This is a genomic window from Streptomyces sp. NPDC033845 (genome assembly GCF_055576225.1).
Genome location: NZ_JBVIRI010000018.1, coordinates 76,470 through 91,421, shown reverse-complemented (window position 1 = coordinate 91,421; position 14,952 = coordinate 76,470). Strand labels below are relative to the sequence as shown.

17 protein-coding genes are annotated in these 14,952 nt (G+C 73.4%); 6 read left to right on the top strand and 11 right to left on the bottom strand.

The genetic code is table 11. From position 1 onward, the window contains the following. Positions 1-38: 38 nt before the first annotated feature. The 3 genes from ACZ50K_RS29945 to afsQ1 are packed head-to-tail and all read right to left on the bottom strand — an operon-like array spanning position 39 to position 2,843. On the bottom strand, positions 39-695 hold the full coding sequence (locus ACZ50K_RS29945) for a hypothetical protein (protein ID WP_468908590.1): 657 nt from the start codon (positions 693-695) through the stop codon (positions 39-41). Continuing rightward, a complete protein-coding gene (locus ACZ50K_RS29940) occupies positions 682-2,268 on the bottom strand; it encodes a sensor histidine kinase (protein WP_468908626.1) in 1,587 nt (528 codons plus the stop codon). The genes ACZ50K_RS29945 and ACZ50K_RS29940 overlap by 14 nt, the downstream gene beginning before the upstream one ends. Continuing rightward, positions 2,166-2,843: a two-component system response regulator AfsQ1 gene (gene afsQ1, locus ACZ50K_RS29935; RefSeq protein WP_366478784.1), complete on the bottom strand. Its 678-nt coding sequence runs from the start codon at positions 2,841-2,843 to the stop codon at positions 2,166-2,168. Before afsQ1 ends, ACZ50K_RS29940 begins: the two co-directional genes overlap by 103 nt. A gap of 235 nt (positions 2,844-3,078) precedes the next feature. On the opposite strand from afsQ1, the gene ACZ50K_RS29930 reads away from it, so the two are divergent. After that, complete coding sequence (locus ACZ50K_RS29930; RefSeq protein WP_468908589.1) at positions 3,079-3,801, top strand: SigE family RNA polymerase sigma factor; 723 nt, start codon at positions 3,079-3,081, stop codon at positions 3,799-3,801. A gap of 130 nt (positions 3,802-3,931) precedes the next feature. On the opposite strand, the gene ACZ50K_RS29925 is transcribed toward ACZ50K_RS29930, so the two are convergent. Next, entirely contained in the window at positions 3,932-4,648 is a 717-nt protein-coding gene (locus ACZ50K_RS29925) for a uridine kinase family protein (protein ID WP_468908587.1), read from the bottom strand. A 20-nt stretch (positions 4,649-4,668) separates the two neighbouring features. Here ACZ50K_RS29925 and ACZ50K_RS29920 point away from each other — a divergent pair, with 20 nt between their 5' ends. Continuing rightward, positions 4,669-5,022 (top strand): hypothetical protein, encoded by a 354-nt coding sequence (locus tag ACZ50K_RS29920; RefSeq protein WP_468908586.1) that lies wholly within the window; start codon positions 4,669-4,671, stop codon positions 5,020-5,022. Positions 5,023-5,101: 79 nt separating this feature from the next. Here ACZ50K_RS29920 and ACZ50K_RS29915 read toward each other — a convergent pair whose 3' ends face one another. The 3 genes from ACZ50K_RS29915 to deoC are packed head-to-tail and all read right to left on the bottom strand — an operon-like array spanning position 5,102 to position 8,404. Then, positions 5,102-6,007, bottom strand: a complete 906-nt coding sequence (locus ACZ50K_RS29915) for an aldehyde dehydrogenase family protein (RefSeq protein ID WP_468908585.1) — start codon at positions 6,005-6,007, stop codon at positions 5,102-5,104. Continuing rightward, on the bottom strand, positions 6,000-7,436 hold the full coding sequence (locus ACZ50K_RS29910; protein WP_468908583.1) for an aldehyde dehydrogenase family protein: 1,437 nt from the start codon (positions 7,434-7,436) through the stop codon (positions 6,000-6,002). Before ACZ50K_RS29910 ends, ACZ50K_RS29915 begins: the two co-directional genes overlap by 8 nt. Positions 7,437-7,441: 5 nt before the next feature. Then, entirely contained in the window at positions 7,442-8,404 is a 963-nt protein-coding gene (deoC, locus tag ACZ50K_RS29905) for a deoxyribose-phosphate aldolase (RefSeq protein WP_468908623.1), read from the bottom strand. A gap of 125 nt (positions 8,405-8,529) precedes the next feature. Between deoC and ACZ50K_RS29900 the strand changes: the two genes are divergently transcribed. The 3 genes from ACZ50K_RS29900 (at position 8,530) to ACZ50K_RS29890 (ending at position 10,034) form a co-directional block, all read left to right on the top strand. Beyond that, positions 8,530-9,171, top strand: a complete 642-nt coding sequence (locus ACZ50K_RS29900) for a PH domain-containing protein (protein ID WP_468908582.1) — start codon at positions 8,530-8,532, stop codon at positions 9,169-9,171. Between the two features lie 101 nt (positions 9,172-9,272). Next, entirely contained in the window at positions 9,273-9,797 is a 525-nt protein-coding gene (locus tag ACZ50K_RS29895) for a VanZ family protein (RefSeq protein WP_468908622.1), read from the top strand. Between the two features lie 36 nt (positions 9,798-9,833). Continuing rightward, positions 9,834-10,034 carry a PspC domain-containing protein gene (locus ACZ50K_RS29890; RefSeq protein WP_468908581.1) on the top strand — a complete coding sequence of 67 codons (201 nt, stop codon included), beginning with the start codon at positions 9,834-9,836 and terminating at the stop codon, positions 10,032-10,034. A 50-nt stretch (positions 10,035-10,084) separates the two neighbouring features. Here the strand turns inward: ACZ50K_RS29890 and ACZ50K_RS29885 are convergent, their stop codons facing one another. The 3 genes from ACZ50K_RS29885 to ACZ50K_RS29875 all read right to left on the bottom strand — a co-directional run bounded on the left by ACZ50K_RS29885 (position 10,085) and on the right by ACZ50K_RS29875 (position 12,536). Beyond that, positions 10,085-10,837, bottom strand: a complete 753-nt coding sequence (locus ACZ50K_RS29885; protein ID WP_468908579.1) for a hypothetical protein — start codon at positions 10,835-10,837, stop codon at positions 10,085-10,087. A 145-nt stretch (positions 10,838-10,982) separates the two neighbouring features. Next, positions 10,983-11,246, bottom strand: coding sequence for a hypothetical protein (locus ACZ50K_RS29880; protein WP_468908577.1), 264 nt, complete (start codon positions 11,244-11,246; stop codon positions 10,983-10,985). A gap of 141 nt (positions 11,247-11,387) precedes the next feature. After that, positions 11,388-12,536, bottom strand: coding sequence for an adenosine deaminase (locus ACZ50K_RS29875; RefSeq protein WP_468908575.1), 1,149 nt, complete (start codon positions 12,534-12,536; stop codon positions 11,388-11,390). Between the two features lie 113 nt (positions 12,537-12,649). Here ACZ50K_RS29875 and ACZ50K_RS29870 point away from each other — a divergent pair, with 113 nt between their 5' ends. Then, positions 12,650-13,369, top strand: a complete 720-nt coding sequence (locus ACZ50K_RS29870; protein WP_468908574.1) for an alpha/beta hydrolase — start codon at positions 12,650-12,652, stop codon at positions 13,367-13,369. Positions 13,370-13,429: 60 nt separating this feature from the next. On the opposite strand, the gene ACZ50K_RS29865 is transcribed toward ACZ50K_RS29870, so the two are convergent. Next, positions 13,430-14,905, bottom strand: coding sequence for an ATP-grasp domain-containing protein (locus tag ACZ50K_RS29865; protein WP_468908572.1), 1,476 nt, complete (start codon positions 14,903-14,905; stop codon positions 13,430-13,432). Positions 14,906-14,952: the final 47 nt, after the last annotated feature.

Sequence of the window (14,952 nt, the reverse complement as noted above, 5' to 3'; positions counted from 1 at the left end):
CGCCACCGGGCCCCCGTACGCCCTCGGGGCGCGGGCGCTCAGGGCGCGGTGGTGGGCGATGCGGTCGGGCGGGCGATCTCGCCGAGGGTGGGCACCGACTCGGGGCGGGCCCGCATGGCCTCGGTGCAGTCCCAGCTGCGCGGCGGGTCCGCGTCCGGGCCGCCCAGGATCACCGGGCCCTCGCCGCCGGCCGCGTACGCCTCGCTGCCCGCCAGGGTGCACACCAGCTGGGCCAGGGCGACCGGCGGGAGGTCCTCGGGGCGGCGGTTCAGCCGCAGGGTGCCCTTCGGGTCGCCGGGCCGGGAGCGCGCCGTGGACAGGTTGTCCGGCACGTCCGTGGTGAAGCCGGCGTCCCGTTCCTCGGCCGACACCTCGCCCTCCAGGGCCTCCAGCAGCGCCTGCGCCACCAGCGCCGACGGCTCCCGCGCCGACCGCTTCCCGGGCACCGGGACCAGCCGCTCCACCCCCACCAGCTGGGAGCCGCAGACCAGTTCCACGGTGGTCCGGAGGCCGGGGGCCGAGGACTGGGCGGGCTGTGCCGGGGTGTCGCAGGACACCCGGGAGGGCGCCGCGCCGACGTCCACCGGCACGGTGGTGGCCCGGATCCCGCAGCCGGACAGCAGCAGCGCCCCGGCCACCGCCCCGAGGAGCAGCAGTCCGCCCGCGCCCGCCGGCGCGCCGTTACGCGTCGTCATCGGCCGGTTCCGCCCTTCCCACGTCCGTCGGCAGCCGCAGCGTGAACAGCGCGCCGCCTCCGGGGGAGTTGGCCGCGGAGATCTCGCCGCCGTGGATGTGCGCGTTCTCCATGGCGATGGAGAGTCCCAGTCCGCTGCCGTCCGACTTGGGCCGGGAGGCGCTGGCCTTGTAGAAGCGGTCGAAGACGTGCGGCAGGACCTCTTCCGGGATGCCGGGGCCGTTGTCCTTGACCGCGATGACCAGCCACTGGCCGTCGATCCGGACGGACACCCGGACCGGGGAGCCGCCGTGCTTGAGGGCGTTACCGATCAGGTTGGCCAGGATCACGTCGAGCCGGCGGGGGTCCAGCCGGGCCACGATCCCGCGTTCCGCGTCGAGTTCGACGGCGTCCAGCCAGGCGCGGGCGTCGATGCAGGCGGTGACCTGGTCGGCCACGTCCACGTCGTCGAGGACCAGCCGGGCGGTGCCCGCGTCGAAGCGGGTGACCTCCATCAGGTTCTCCACCAGGACGTTCAGCCGCCGGGTCTCGCTGACCACCAGTTCCACCGCGGGGGCGATCATCGGGTCGAGGCCGTCGATCTCCTCCTCCAGCACCTCGGTGACGGCGGTCAGGGCGGTCAGCGGGGTCCGCAGCTCGTGCGACATGTCGGCGACGAAGCGGCGGCTGGACTCCTCCCGGGCGCTCATGTCGGCGACCTTCTTCTCCAGCGCCTCGGCCGTCTTGTTGAAGGTGTGCGACAGGTCGGCGAGTTCGTCGGTGCCGGAGACGTCCAGCCGGGTGTCCAGTTCGCCCTCGCCCAGCCGGCGGGCGGCGTCGCCGAGCCGCTGCACCGGCTTGAGGACGGTCCGGGCGGCGGCCTGCGCCAGCAGCGCCGACCCGAGCAGGGCCAGCACGGTGGCGACGCACAGCGACCAGCCCAGCGCGTTCAGGTCGTCCCGTTCGGTGGCCAGCGACTTGTACATGTAGCCGGTCGGCCCGCCGCCGACGATCCGGGTGCCGCCGACCAGGTAGGGGTTGCCGCCGGGGGTGGTCCGCTGCCAGTACATCCGGTAGCCGGAGCCGTCGTCGGCGGTGACCTTCTGGCGGTCGTTCACCGCGTGCTGGAGGGACTTGGGGACGTCGCCCAGGGTGAACGCCTCCGGTCCGCCCGACCCGGAGACCTTCCGGCCGTCCTTCCGCTCGTCGACCAGCAGCACGCTGTACCCGGGGGCGCTGCCCGCCATCAGCTCGGCGGTCCGCTGGAGTTCCTGCGGGGTCGGTTCGCCGGGCAGCGCCGCCGCCCGGTCCTGCATCTCCTGCCGGAAGTCGCCGAGGGCCGCGTCCTGGGTCCGGGTGAGCACCGCCTCCCGGTTCAGCCAGTACGCGATCCCCGAGGCGGACACCGCGGCGGTCAGCGCGACCAGGGCGAAGACGATGAGGAGCCGCAGCCGCAGGCTGGTCCAGCGCCGGCCCGCGAGCAGCGGGCGGATCACTGCGGGGAGTCCAGGCGGTAGCCGACCCCGCGGACGGTCCGGATGAGCGTCGGCGAGGACGGCACGTCCTCGACCTTGGCGCGCAGCCGCTGCACACAGGCGTCCACCAGCCGGGAGTCGCCGAGGTAGTCGTGCTCCCAGACCAGCCGGAGCAGTTGCTGCCGGGACAGCGCCTGGCCGGGCCGGCGGCTGAGTTCCAGCAGCAGCCGCAGCTCGGTCGGGGTGAGCTGGAGGTCCTCGCCGTTCTTGGTGACGGTCATCGCGGCCCGGTCGATGACCAGGGACCCGAAGGAGGCGGAGTCGCTGGCCTCGCGCTCGCCGCGGCGCAGCACGGCCCGGATCCGGGCGTCCAGCACCCGGCCCTGCACGGGCTTCACCACGTAGTCGTCGGCACCGGACTCCAGGCCGACGACCACGTCGATGTCGTCGCTCCGGGCGGTCAGCAGGATGATCGGCAGCTGGTCGGTGCGCCGGATCCGGCGGCAGACCTCGAAGCCGTCGATCCCGGGCAGCATCACGTCCAGCACGATCAGGTCCGGCCGCTGCTCGCGCAGCAGTTTCAGGCCGTCCTCGCCCGTCGCCGCGGTGGCCACACGGTGGCCCTGGCGTGACAGGGAGAGTTCGAGGGCCGTGCGGATGGCGTCGTCGTCCTCGATCAGCAACAGGAAAGGCACCCGCTCATTCTGTCCCATGGCCCCTCCGTACTTCGACCGTCGGACGGTCACGATCGGCCACCGCGCGCCCGACGGGCCCTTGACGGGCACCTGACGGACGTCCGGCGGGCACCTGACGGGGCACCTCGCGGGGGTCCGCCGCCGTCCGCTGTGACAGCCCTGTGACAGTCGGCGGACACCCCGGTCATGCCCGCCCGGCAGTCTTCTGGGTGTCGGACCACGGAGGAGGCGCGAGATGAACACGCTGCACAGCACCACGACCAGCGCGGTTGTCACGCGGCTGCACGATGTGAACCGCCGGGCGGCCGTCCGCCCGGTCACCCGGCCCCGGCCGGTCCGTCTCACAGCCATTGACGCCACCGCGTACCGGGCGGTTCCCGCCCCGCGCGAGGAGTCCCCGGCGGTCCCCGCTCCCGCGCCGCTGCCGTCCTCGGCCGCCGAGGCGGAGTTCACCGCGTACGTCCAGGAGCGCCGGGCGGCGCTCTTCGCCACCGCCTTCCACCTGACCGGTGACCGGCACGAGGCCGAGGACCTGCTGCAGAGCGCGCTGTTCTCCACCTACCGGGCCTGGGACCGGATCACCGACAAGGCGGCGGTCGGCGGCTATCTGCGCCGCACCATGACGAACCTGCACATCAGCGCCTGGCGGCGGCGGAAGCTGAACGAGTACCCGACCGAGGAGCTGCCGGAGACGGTCGGCGACACGGACGCGATGCGCGGCACCGAGCTGCGCGCGGTCCTGTGGCAGGCGCTCACCCGGCTGCCGGAGCCGCAGCGCACCATGCTGGTGCTGCGCTACTACGAGGGCCGCACGGACCCGGAGATCGCCGAGATCCTGGACATCAGCGTCGGCACCGTGAAGTCGAGCATCTGGCGCTCGCTGCGCCGGCTGCGGGAGGACGAGGCGCTGAGCTTCGGCCGTGACGAGGCGGAGTCCTTCGAAGAGCTCGTCGCCTGACGGCGGCGGTACGACCACGGCCGATGGGGGCCGTCCCGCGGGGGTGGGGCGGAGGCCTTGGGGGGGAAGCGGGGCGGAGCAGCCGGTCGGGGGTCCGGCGGCTCCGCCCCGCATCACGTTTGCGGGCGGTTCAGGCCGGGGTGGCCGTTGCCGTGGTGGGGGTGCGGTGGCGGCCGGCGGCCGCGGCGGCCAGCCGGCCCAGCGCCTCGTCCCGGGCGCAGGCGTGGGCGCCCAGGGAGACGTGCCGGGCCACGATGCCGCGTTCGGCCCGCATCAGCCGCCAGCCCCGGCGCAGCAGGAAGGGCACCGACTTGCGGCCCTCCCGCAGGTCCCGGGCCAGCCGCCGCCGGAAGGTGGTGGACGGCCGACCGCGCAGGCATATCGCGTCGGCGAGCAGTCCCAGCTCCTGGCAGCGGGCCACGATGTCCGCCGCGAAGATGCCCTCCGCGATGAACAGCGGGGTCCGGGCGATGTCCAGGGTCTCGCTGCCGGTCCGCGAACTGGTGGCGATGTCGTACTCCGGCACCTCGGTCCGCCCCACCGCGCACAGCTCGGCGACGGCCGCGACGGCCGCGTCGGCGTCCCAGGACAGCGGGGAGTCCCAGTCGATGTCGGAGCTGCCGGCGACGAGCGGGAGGGTCGGGTCCGACGCCTCTTTGTAGAAGTCGTCGAGCCGGAGCACCGGGAGCCCGGACCGGGCCGCCAGCGAGGACTTCCCGGACCCCGAGGGACCGGTCAGCAGGACGACGCGCGTGGGAAGGGGAGATGAACAGCTCACGGGACACCAGTGTGAAGCATTACCCCGCGCAGGGGACCCCCGAGGAGCCCTGTTGGTATTCGGTATCACATCTCAACTACGGTGAGTGCATGGGACGTCACGCATCTTCCGCACCCCGTAACCCGCTCCGTACCGCCTCGCTCACCGTCACCATGGCCGGTGCGGCCCTGGCGATGGCCGCCGGGGGTGCCCAGGCGGGCGAGGTCTCCGTGCCGCACGCGCTGGCCGGGGTCACCGACCCGATCTCCGCCCTCAAGGTGAACCCGCTCGCCGGGACCGGGGTGGACCCGCTGGACAACGGGATCGCCACCAAGGTGGCGGACTTCCCCTCGGTCGGCACCGGGATGGTCACCGGCACCCTGACCCAGGGGCCCTCGGTGGGCCAGCTGCCGACGGCCGCCGCCTCCTCTCTGCTCGGTCCGCTGACCGGCGGCGGCAGGTAGGCGTACGGGGCGGGCGCACGCGAAGGCCCCGACAGCGCGGGGGTTCGCTGCCGGGGCCGGTTCGGGTGGTTGCCGCCGCCTAGTAGGAGGAGCCGCCCGCGCCCAGGGAGCCGGTCGGGTGCCAGACCGTCTTGGTCTCCAGGAACGCGGTCATGCGGTGCGTGCCCGGGTCGGCGGTCCAGTCGTCCACAGGCTGTGGACGCAGGACCCGCTTGAGGTTGTCCGCCGCCGCGATCTCCAGCTCCTTGGCCAGGGCCGGGTCGGCGCCCGCCAGGTCGATAGCGTTGACGTCCTGGTGGGACGCCAGGTGCGGGCCCATCTCGGCGGCCTTGCCGGACAGCAGGTTGACCACGCCGCCGGGCAGGTCGGAGGTGGCGAGCACCTCGCCCAGGGAGAGGGCCGGCAGCGGGGACTTCTCCGAGGTGATCACGACCGCCGTGTTGCCGGTCGCGATGACCGGGGCGACCACCGAGACCAGGCCCAGGAAGGACGAGTCCTGGGGGGCGATCACGGTCACGACACCGGTCGGCTCCGGGGTGGAGAGGTTGAAGAACGGGCCCGCGACCGGGTTGGCCCCGCCCACGATCTGGCCGATCTTGTCGGTCCAGCCCGCGTACCAGACCCAGCGGTCGATGGCCGCGTCGACGACCGCCCCCGCCTTCGACTTGGACAGCCCCTCGGCCTCGCCGACCTCGCGGACGAACTGCTCGCGGCGGCCCTCCAGCATCTCGGCGACGCGGTAGAGGATCTGGCCGCGGTTGTACGCGGTCGCGCCCGACCAGCCGCCGAAGGCCTTGCGGGCGGCGACGACCGCGTCACGGGCGTCCTTGCGGGAGGACAGCGGGGCGTTGGCCAGCCACTTGCCCTTGGAGTCCGTCACCTCGTACACCCGGCCGCTCTCGGAGCGGGGGAACTTGCCCCCGACGTACAGCTTGTAGGTCTTGAAGACGTTCAGACGCGCAGGCGCCGCCGAAGAATCAGACATCGAGGTAGCCCTCCAGGCCGTGACGGCCGCCCTCGCGGCCGAAGCCCGACTCCTTGTAGCCGCCGAAGGGCGAGGTCGGGTCGAACTTGTTGAACGTGTTGGCCCAGACGACACCGGCCCGGAGCTTGTTCGCGACCGCCAGGATCCGCGAACCCTTCTCCGTCCAGATGCCGGCGGAAAGTCCGTACTGGCTGTTGTTGGCCTTGGCCACGGCCTCGTCGGGGGTGCGGAAGCTGAGCACCGACAGCACCGGGCCGAAGATCTCGTCGCGGGCGACGGTGTGCGCCTGGGTGACGTTGGTGAACAGCGTCGGGGCGAACCAGTAGCCGGCCGACGGCAGCTCGCACTCCGGGGACCAGCGCTCGGCGCCCTCCGCCTCGCCGGTCTCGGCGAGTGCGGTGATCCGGGCGAGCTGCTCGGCGGAGTTGATCGCGCCGATGTCGGTGTTCTTGTCCAGCGGGTCGCCCAGCCGCAGCGTGGACAGCCGCCGCTTGAGGCTGTCCAGCAGCTCCTCCTGGATCGACTCCTGGACCAGCAGGCGGGAGCCGGCGCAGCAGACCTGGCCCTGGTTGAAGAAGATGCCGGTGACGATGCCCTCGACGGCCTGGTCGATGGGGGCGTCGTCGAAGACGATGTTGGCGCCCTTGCCGCCCAGCTCCAGGGTGACCTTCTTGTCGGTGCCGGCGACCTGCCGGGCGATGGCCTTGCCGACGGCGGTGGAGCCGGTGAAGGCGACCTTGTTGACGTCCGGGTGCTCGACCAGGGCCGCGCCCGCGTCCCCGTAGCCGGGGAGGATGTTGACGACGCCCCTGGGCAGGCCCGCCTGGCGGCAGATGTCCGCGAAGAACAGGGCCGAGAGCGGGGTGGTCTCCGCGGGCTTCAGCACCACGGTGTTGCCGGTGGCGAGCGCCGGGGCGATCTTCCAGGCCAGCATCAGCAGCGGGAAGTTCCACGGGATGACCTGGCCGGCCACGCCCAGCGGGCGCGGGTTCGCGCCGTACCCGGCGTGGTCGAGCTTGTCGGCCCAGCCCGCGTAGTAGAAGAAGTGCGCGGCGACCAGCGGGAGGTCCGCGTCGCGGGTCTCCTTGATCGGCTTGCCGTTGTCCAGGGTCTCCAGGACGGCGAGCTCGCGGCTGCGCTCCTGGATGATCCGGGCGATCCGGAACAGGTACTTGGCGCGCTCGGCGCCGGGCAGCGCGGACCAGGAGCCGAAGGCCTTGCGGGCGGCCTTGACGGCGCGGTCCACGTCGGCGGAACCGGCCCGGGCGATCTCGGACAGCACCTCCTCGGTGCTCGGCGAGACGGTCTTGAAGACCTTGCCGTCGGCGGCCTCGGTGAACTCTCCGTCGATGAAGAGCCCGTAGGAGGGGGCGATGTCGACGACCGAGCGGGACTCGGGAGCCGGTGCGTACTCGAAAGCAGATGCCATGGTGATCAGTCCACCGTCACGTAGTCGGGACCGGAGTAACGGCCGGTGCTCAGCTTCTGGCGCTGCATCAGCAGGTCGTTGAGCAGGCTGGAGGCGCCGAAGCGGAACCAGTGGTTGGTCAGCCAGTCCTCGCCGACGGTCTCGTTGACCAGGACCAGGAACTTCAGGGCGTCCTTGGTGGTGCGGATGCCACCGGCCGGCTTCACACCGATCTGTACACCGGTCTGCGCGCGGAAGTCGCGGACGGCTTCGAGCATCAGCAGGGTGTTGGCGGGGGTGGCGTTGACGCCGACCTTGCCGGTGGAGGTCTTGATGAAGTCGGCGCCCGCGAGCATGCCGATCCAGGAGGCGCGGCGGATGTTGTCGTAGGTCGACAGCTCGCCGGTCTCGAAGATGACCTTCAGCCGGGCGGCGCTGCCGTCCTCCCGGACGCAGGCCTCCTTGACGGCCCTGATCAGCTCGTAGGTCTCCTGGTAGCGGCCGGCGAGGAAGGCGCCACGGTCGATGACCATGTCGATCTCGTCGGCGCCGGCGGCGACCGCGTCACGGGTGTCGGCGAGCTTGACGGGCAGGGCCGCGCGGCCGGCCGGGAAGGCCGTGGCCACGGAGGCCACCTTGACGTCGGCGCCGTTCAGGGCGGCCTTCGCGGTGGCCACCATGTCGGGGTAGACGCAGACCGCGGCGGTCATCGGCGTCGTGCGGTCGGTCGGATCGGGGTGGACGGCCTTGGCGGACAGCGCCCGGACCTTGCCCGGGGTGTCCGCGCCTTCCAGCGTCGTCAGGTCGATCATCGAGATGGCCAGGTCGATGGCGTACGCCTTGGCCGTCGTCTTGATCGAGCGGGTGCCGAGGGCGGCCGCGCGGGCCTCCAGGCCGACGGCGTCGACGCCGGGCAGCCCGTGCAGGAAGCGGCGCAGCGCACTGTCGGACGCCGTCACGTCAGCGAATGCGGTGAGGGTGGTGGGCATGGTCACCAGAGGAGCATATCTACGCGCGTAGCGACCTGTCACCCCCTCCACCGGATCCGTCTCGGAATTGGTGGTTCCGCCGACCGGTCTCGTGGACTGAGACACCTTGGGGCAGAATCGGCGCCATGAGCCCCTCCCCCGCGTCCCCCGCCGACGAGCCGGTCTACCAGGACCGCGTGTACCGCTCCCCGCTGGCCATCGTCGGCGGAGTGCTGACGCTCGCCCTGCTGGCCTGGCTGTGCGGGGACGCGATCGTCCGGGGCAAGGGGACGGCGCCCTGGTTCGGGGTCGCCGCGGCGCTGCTCGCCATGCCGCTGACGGTGGCCTTCACCCTGCGGCCCGCCGTGTTCGCCGGACCGGACCGGATGCGGGTGCGCAATCCGTTCCGCACCATCGAACTGCCCTGGGCGGCCGTGGACACCCTGCGCTCCGGCTACTCGGCCGAGGTGCTGACCGAGGACGCCACGTACCAGCTGTGGGCGATCCCGGTCTCGCTGCGGGACCGCAAGAAGGCCAACCGGCAGATCGCCCGCGGCCAGGCCCAGGCCCGCAGGGCCGCCAAGGACGGCGGGACGCCCCCGGCCGCGACCGGCGGGACCCCGCGCGCCCAGGCCGACAAGCACGTGGACGAGCTGCGCGAGCTGGCCGAGCTCGGGGCCAAGCGGGAGGACGCCCAGGGCCCGGCGAGCGTCCGCTGGGCGTACGAGGTCCTGGCCCCCGCGGCGGCCGGCGCCGTACTGCTGATTGTGCTCCTCGCCACCCGCTAGGACGGGCGGGGAGCGGAACCGGAGCCACCGGGGCCGGCGTCTTCGCAGGTGTGCAGCGTGATGAGGCCGGCGGCAGCGCCGCCATTCCCTTCCGGCTCCGGATGCTGGGCGGCCTGCTCCTGGCCGCCCATCTGGTGCTCGTCGGCTGGCTGGCCCTGCGGCCGCTGGACGTGCCCTGGGCCGCCGCGCCCAATCTGACCCCGCTGGCCGGGATCCGGGCCGATCTCGCGTACGGGCCGCTGGAGGCGGCCCGCCGGATCGGTGCCGGGCTGGCCCTGCTGGCCCCGCTGGGAGTGCTGCTGCCGCTGGTCAGCGGCCGGCTGGCACCCTCCCCGCTGGCCGCCTGGTCCTCGCTGACCCGGACGGTCGCGGCGGGCGCGCTGGCCTCCCTGGTGATCGAACTCCTCCAGACGGCCGTGCCCGGGCAGGTGGTCGACGTGGACGCGGTGCTGCTGAACACGGCCGGGGTGGCACTGGCCCACCTGGCGGTGGTTCCGGCGCTGCGGGCCCGGCTGCGGAAGGCCCGGGCCGACCGCGAGAGGTCTCAGGGGTCGACCCCGAGAATTCCCAGGGTCAGGGTCGAACCGTGGGCCGAGGCCCTTTCCGTGGTGCCGCGCGAGTATTGAGGCATCACAGAAAGCGGCTTCCCGAAGGAGAAAACCATGAGCGCCCTTGCCCGCCCCCGTGACGGACGATGGATCGGCGGAGTCTGCGCCGGTCTCGCGCGCCGCTTCGGAATCTCCGCGAACACCATGCGGATCATCTTCGTCGTGTCCTGCCTGCTGCCCGGCCCGCAGTTCCTGCTGTATCTGGCGCTCTGGGTGCTGCTGCCGAACGAGAAGGCGGCTTCCACCGCCTGGTGACCGTGTGCGCGGAATATCCGACCGCCCGTGCGCGCGGAATCCGGCGGAATTCAGCGCAGGTGCTGCCGCACCTTTTCCAGCTGCTTGTCGGCGATCTCGTGCGGCACTTCGGCGGGCTCCTTCGCCCCGGCCACGTTGAGGGCCATCAGCCGCATCACGGTCCCGCCCTGACGGACGACGACCAGGTGGACCGGGGCGGACACGCCCTCGGCCGCGGCGACGGTGGTCCAGCTGACGCTCTCGTCGCCGCCCGTCCGATAGGTGGCGGGCTTGATCAGCGTGTAGCGGCCGGTCTGCTTCTCCACGGTGGCGGAGAACCCGGACCCGCAGGCGGCGACCGCCTCCTCCAGCCGGGAGATCAGCCGCTTGGCGTCCCGCTCGGCGTAGGTGCTGAGCGAGGCCGACACGGCCAGTCCGAGCTGCTTCTGGGAGCCGATCCCCCGGTTCACGGTGGCCTCGGCCGCCGGGTCGGGCTTGTCGCCCATGATGTCGGCGAGCGGCTGGCAGGGCTTCTTGTCCGCCTGCGGCTGCCCGTCGGGGGCGTTGGGGTTCTTGCCCTGGGCGGAGATCTGGTAGCCGGCGACGTCGCCGGGGGCCAGCGCGGCCCTCTCCAGCGGGGTGCCCGCCGCCGGGGCACCGGGGGCGCCGGGCATGCCGGAGGCGGCCGGGGCGGCCGCGGAGCCCTTGGGGTCCGGGCTCTTGGCCGCGGCCGGGCCCTCGTCCCCTCCGCCGCCGCAGGCGACGGCTCCGAACAGCAGGACGGGCAGCAGCGCGGCGCTGGCCGCGGATGAGTTCACGCGCATGACCGAGACCTCTATACCCCGTGTGGAGAGCGGCAGTTGGGGGGCGATCCTGACACACGGCACGGCGGGACGCCCACCCCGTCGAATGGGTGTGCGCCGCGCCGTGCACGCGTACGAACTGCGGGTTCGCGGCAGCGGGGACCCGTCAGCCGCCGATGGGCAGACCGGCCAGCGGCAGACCGCCGAGGGAGCCGGTGAGGGAGTTGAGCGGGCCGCCGACGTCGCTGGCCTGACCGTCCTGGGCGCCCTGCTGGTGCGTGATCGACTCGGCGGCCCCGGTGAGCACCCCGAGGGCCTCGGCGCCACCGACGGCGGGCAGGGCGGAGGCGGAGGCGGTTCCGGCGGCGGCAACGGCGAACGCGGCACCGATGACGGCGGCACCGAGGGTCTTGGCAGCTGACTGCTTCATGAAGGATCGTCCTTGCGACGGGGAATTTGAGCGGCTTCGCAAACTAGCCACCCCAAACCCCGTCCCGCAAACATGGGTAGATATGAGAAAGCGCCCTGGATGTGATCCACCCGGGCGCTTTCCCCTCCGTCAGGCTCTGGCCTATGCCGAGACGGAACCGCTGGTCGAAGCGGTCTGACGGAACAGCCACTCGGACTTCAGCTCCGCGTATCCGGGCTTGATCACGTCGTTGATCATCGCCAGTCGTTCATCGAAAGGAATGAACGCGGACTTCATCGCGTTGACGGTGAACCACTGCATGTCGTCGAGCGAATAGCCGAAGGTGTCGACCAGGTGCTCGAACTCGCGGCTCATGCTGGTGCCGCTCATCAGCCGGTTGTCGGTGTTGACCGTGAGCCGGAAGTGCAGCTTGCGCAGCAGGCCGATCGGGTGCTCGGCGTAGGAGGCCGCCGCACCCGTCTGCAGGTTGGAGGTGGGGCACATCTCCAGCGGGATCCGCTTGTCCCGGACGTACGAGGCCAGCCGGCCCAGCGTGACGCCGCCGTCCTCGGCGACCTCGATGTCGTCGATGATCTTCACCCCGTGGCCGAGCCGGTCGGCGCCGCACCACTGCAGGGCCTGCCAGATCGACGGCAGGCCGAAGGCCTCGCCCGCGTGGATGGTGAAGTGGTTGTTCTCCCGCTTCAGGTACTCGAAGGCGTCCAGGTGGCGGGTGGGAGGGAACCCGGCCTCGGCACCGGCGATGTCGAAGCCGACCACGCCGTTGTCCCGGTAGCGGTTGGCCAGCTCGGCGATCTCCAGCGCGCGGGCCGCGTGCCGCATCGCGGTCAGCAGGGCCCCGACGCGGATCCGGTGGCCGTTGGCCTTGGCGCGCCGCTCGCCCTCGCGGAAACCGTCATTGACCGCCTCGACCACCTCTTCGAGGGTCAGGCCGGCTTCCAGGTGCTGCTCGGGGGCGTAGCGGATCTCGGCGTAGACCACGCCGTCCTCGGCCAGGTCCTCGGCGCACTCGGCGGCCACCCGGAAGAGCGCCTCCTTCGTCTGCATGACGGCGCAGGTGTGCGCGAACGTCTCCAGGTAGCGCGGGAGGGAGCCGGAGTCGGCGGCTTCCCGGAACCAGATGCCGAGCTTGTCGGCGTCGGTCTCGGGGAGGTTCTCGTAGCCGACCTCGCGGGCCAGTTCGATGATGGTCCCGGGGCGCAGCCCGCCGTCGAGGTGGTCGTGCAGCAGCACCTTCGGGGAGCGGCGGATCTGGTCCGGACTGGGCAGGTTGGAGGTCTCGCTCGTCATCCCGGCACTCTACTCCTACGCGCGTAGAGCGCCAGACCGGTCAACGCCGTCGATACGTAACAGTGACCGTGCGGACGGGTGGCGTACACCTCGGCGTCTGAGACTGTTCCGCCATGGCACAGCATGCGATGCCGGACCGCGGGGCGCGCCTGGGGCGGGCGAGCGGCGCGGATGGCTCCGGCGGGGCGGTGAGCGGCGTGGTGCTGCTGCTCCCGGGACGCCCCAGATTGTCTCCCTTATCCCCGGGTCCGGTACGGCCCCTGGTCCGGGCGCTGGCCCGGGCCGGCGGCGGCGCCGGCCTGGCCGCCCACGTGGTGACGGACGCCGACGACTGCCCGGACTGGGCGGCGGAGGAGGCGGTGCGGCGCTACGGCGACGTCCCGGTCTGCCTCGCCGGATACGGGACCGGGGCACTGGCCGCACTCCGGGCCGCGGGGCACCCCTCCGTCAACTCGGTCCTGGCGATGGCCCCTTGCCTGCCCGAGGAGGCCTCCTCGGCGGACCCGCCGGAACCGGTGAAGCAACTCGCCGGCCGGCAGGTGCTGATCGTGCACGGCACCGACGACGCCCGCTCGGACCCGGAGTCCTCCTTCCGGCTGGCCGCCCGGGCGAAGAAGGCGAACCGCTCCACCTGCCGGTTCGAGGTCCACTCGGACGGGCACGGGCTGCGCGAGCACCGGGCCGAAGTGGTCGCCCTGGGAGTGGACTTCGTGCTCGGCGCGGTGCTGGGCGACCGGTGGTCGCGGCCGGTGGCCGACGCGCTGGCGGCTCCGCCGCCGCTGGGGCTGCGCATGCCGTTGGCCTCCGGCTTCGGGCGGTCCTTGCGGCGGTGACCGGCCGCCGGGGCCGGCCGTCCGGGTCAGGGGGACGGGTGGGTCAGGGGCACGGGTGGGTCAGGGGCACGGATGGGTGGGGTTCAGGAGGGTCAGGGCCTCGGTGAGGGAGTGGGTGAGGGCGGTCGGGGTGGGGGCGGCGGCCAGGACGTAGCCGTGGTGGCGGGTGCCGGTGGGGGTGTGGCGGACCGTCGCGGACGGCGGGGCCGCCAGCTCCACCCGGACCACCCCGGGCACCGCGCGGGCCGCCGCGAGCGCCTCTCCGAGGGCGTCGAGCCGCCGCCCCGGGGCGAAGTCCACGTACCGCAGGCCGGCGTGCGACCCGGCGGCGGCGCGCGGCGGGCGGGGAGCCGGGGCCGGCTCGGGCAGTCCGAGCGCGGCGGCCACCGCCCGGGCCAGCGGGTCGGTGCCGTGGGCCAGCCGGAGGAGCCGCAGCACCTCCGGGCCGCCCGGCCTGGCGTGCGCCTCGATCAGCCGGGGGCCGCCCGGGGTCAGCACCAGTTCGAGGTGGGCGGGCCCGTCGTGGTGCCCGGCCAGGTCGAGCACCCCGCGGACCAGCGCCCGGACCTCCTCCGCCCCGCCCGCCGGGAGGGCGCCCGGCACCGTGTGCCCGGCCGGGGCCAGCCGTCCGCCGAAGTCGGCGCCGGGCGGCCGCTGGACGGTGCGCGTCCAGCCGAGCACCTGGTGACGGCCGCCCCGGGACAGGGTCTGCACGGCGATCTCGGGTCCCTCCAGCAGTTCCTCGACCAGCAGGTCGGTGACGGCCGGATAGGCCTGGGCGGCGCGGCGGGCCTGGGCCGGGTCGCGGATCTCGCGCACCCCTTCCCCTTCGGATCCGGCGCGTGGTTTGACCACGCAGGGGTACCCGATGAGCGTGGCGAGGAACGGGATCAGAGCGGCCCGGCCGCAGCGGGCGAAGGACACCGGCCGGTCCGGGTGCAGGGTGTTGGCGCGGGCCCGCAGGGCCGCCTTGTCCATCAGGGCGGTGACGGCGGCCACCGGGGTCCCCCGGAGCCCGAGCGCCTCGTTGGCGCGGGCGGCGGCCAGGGCCCGGCCGGCGTCCCCGAACCCGAACACCGCGGCTCGGCCCTCCCGGACGGCGTCGAGCCCGGACAGCGCGCGGACCAGGTCCCGGTGCTCCCGCCAGTCGGCCCGCAGCCGGACGGCCTCGCCGCGGAGCACCCCCGGGTCCGGTGCGGGACCCGCGGGGAGGTGGCCGTACGGGCCCTCCGGGTGCACGGCCAGGACGGTCGCCGCCCCGGCTCCGGCCGGGCGCGGCGCGGTGCCCGCCGGGGTGTGGTCGTACGGCCCCTCGGCGGCGCCGGCCGGGTCCCGGTGGTCAGCCCGGGCCCGGCCGGTGCCGCCGGCCGGCGGCACGGCGGGCAGGTCGGGTCCGTGCCGGTGGCCGCGGGCCGGCCGTACCGCCCCCTCACGGTCGGACGGCTCCGCGGAAACCGGCAGGACCACCGCGGTGCGTGCCCCCGCACGCCGCGCGGCGGCGACCTCGGCAGGGGACGGATCGAGTAACACAGCCACCGCGGGCGTCAGCCGTCCCATACCGCGCTCCCCCTTCACGCCGTGCC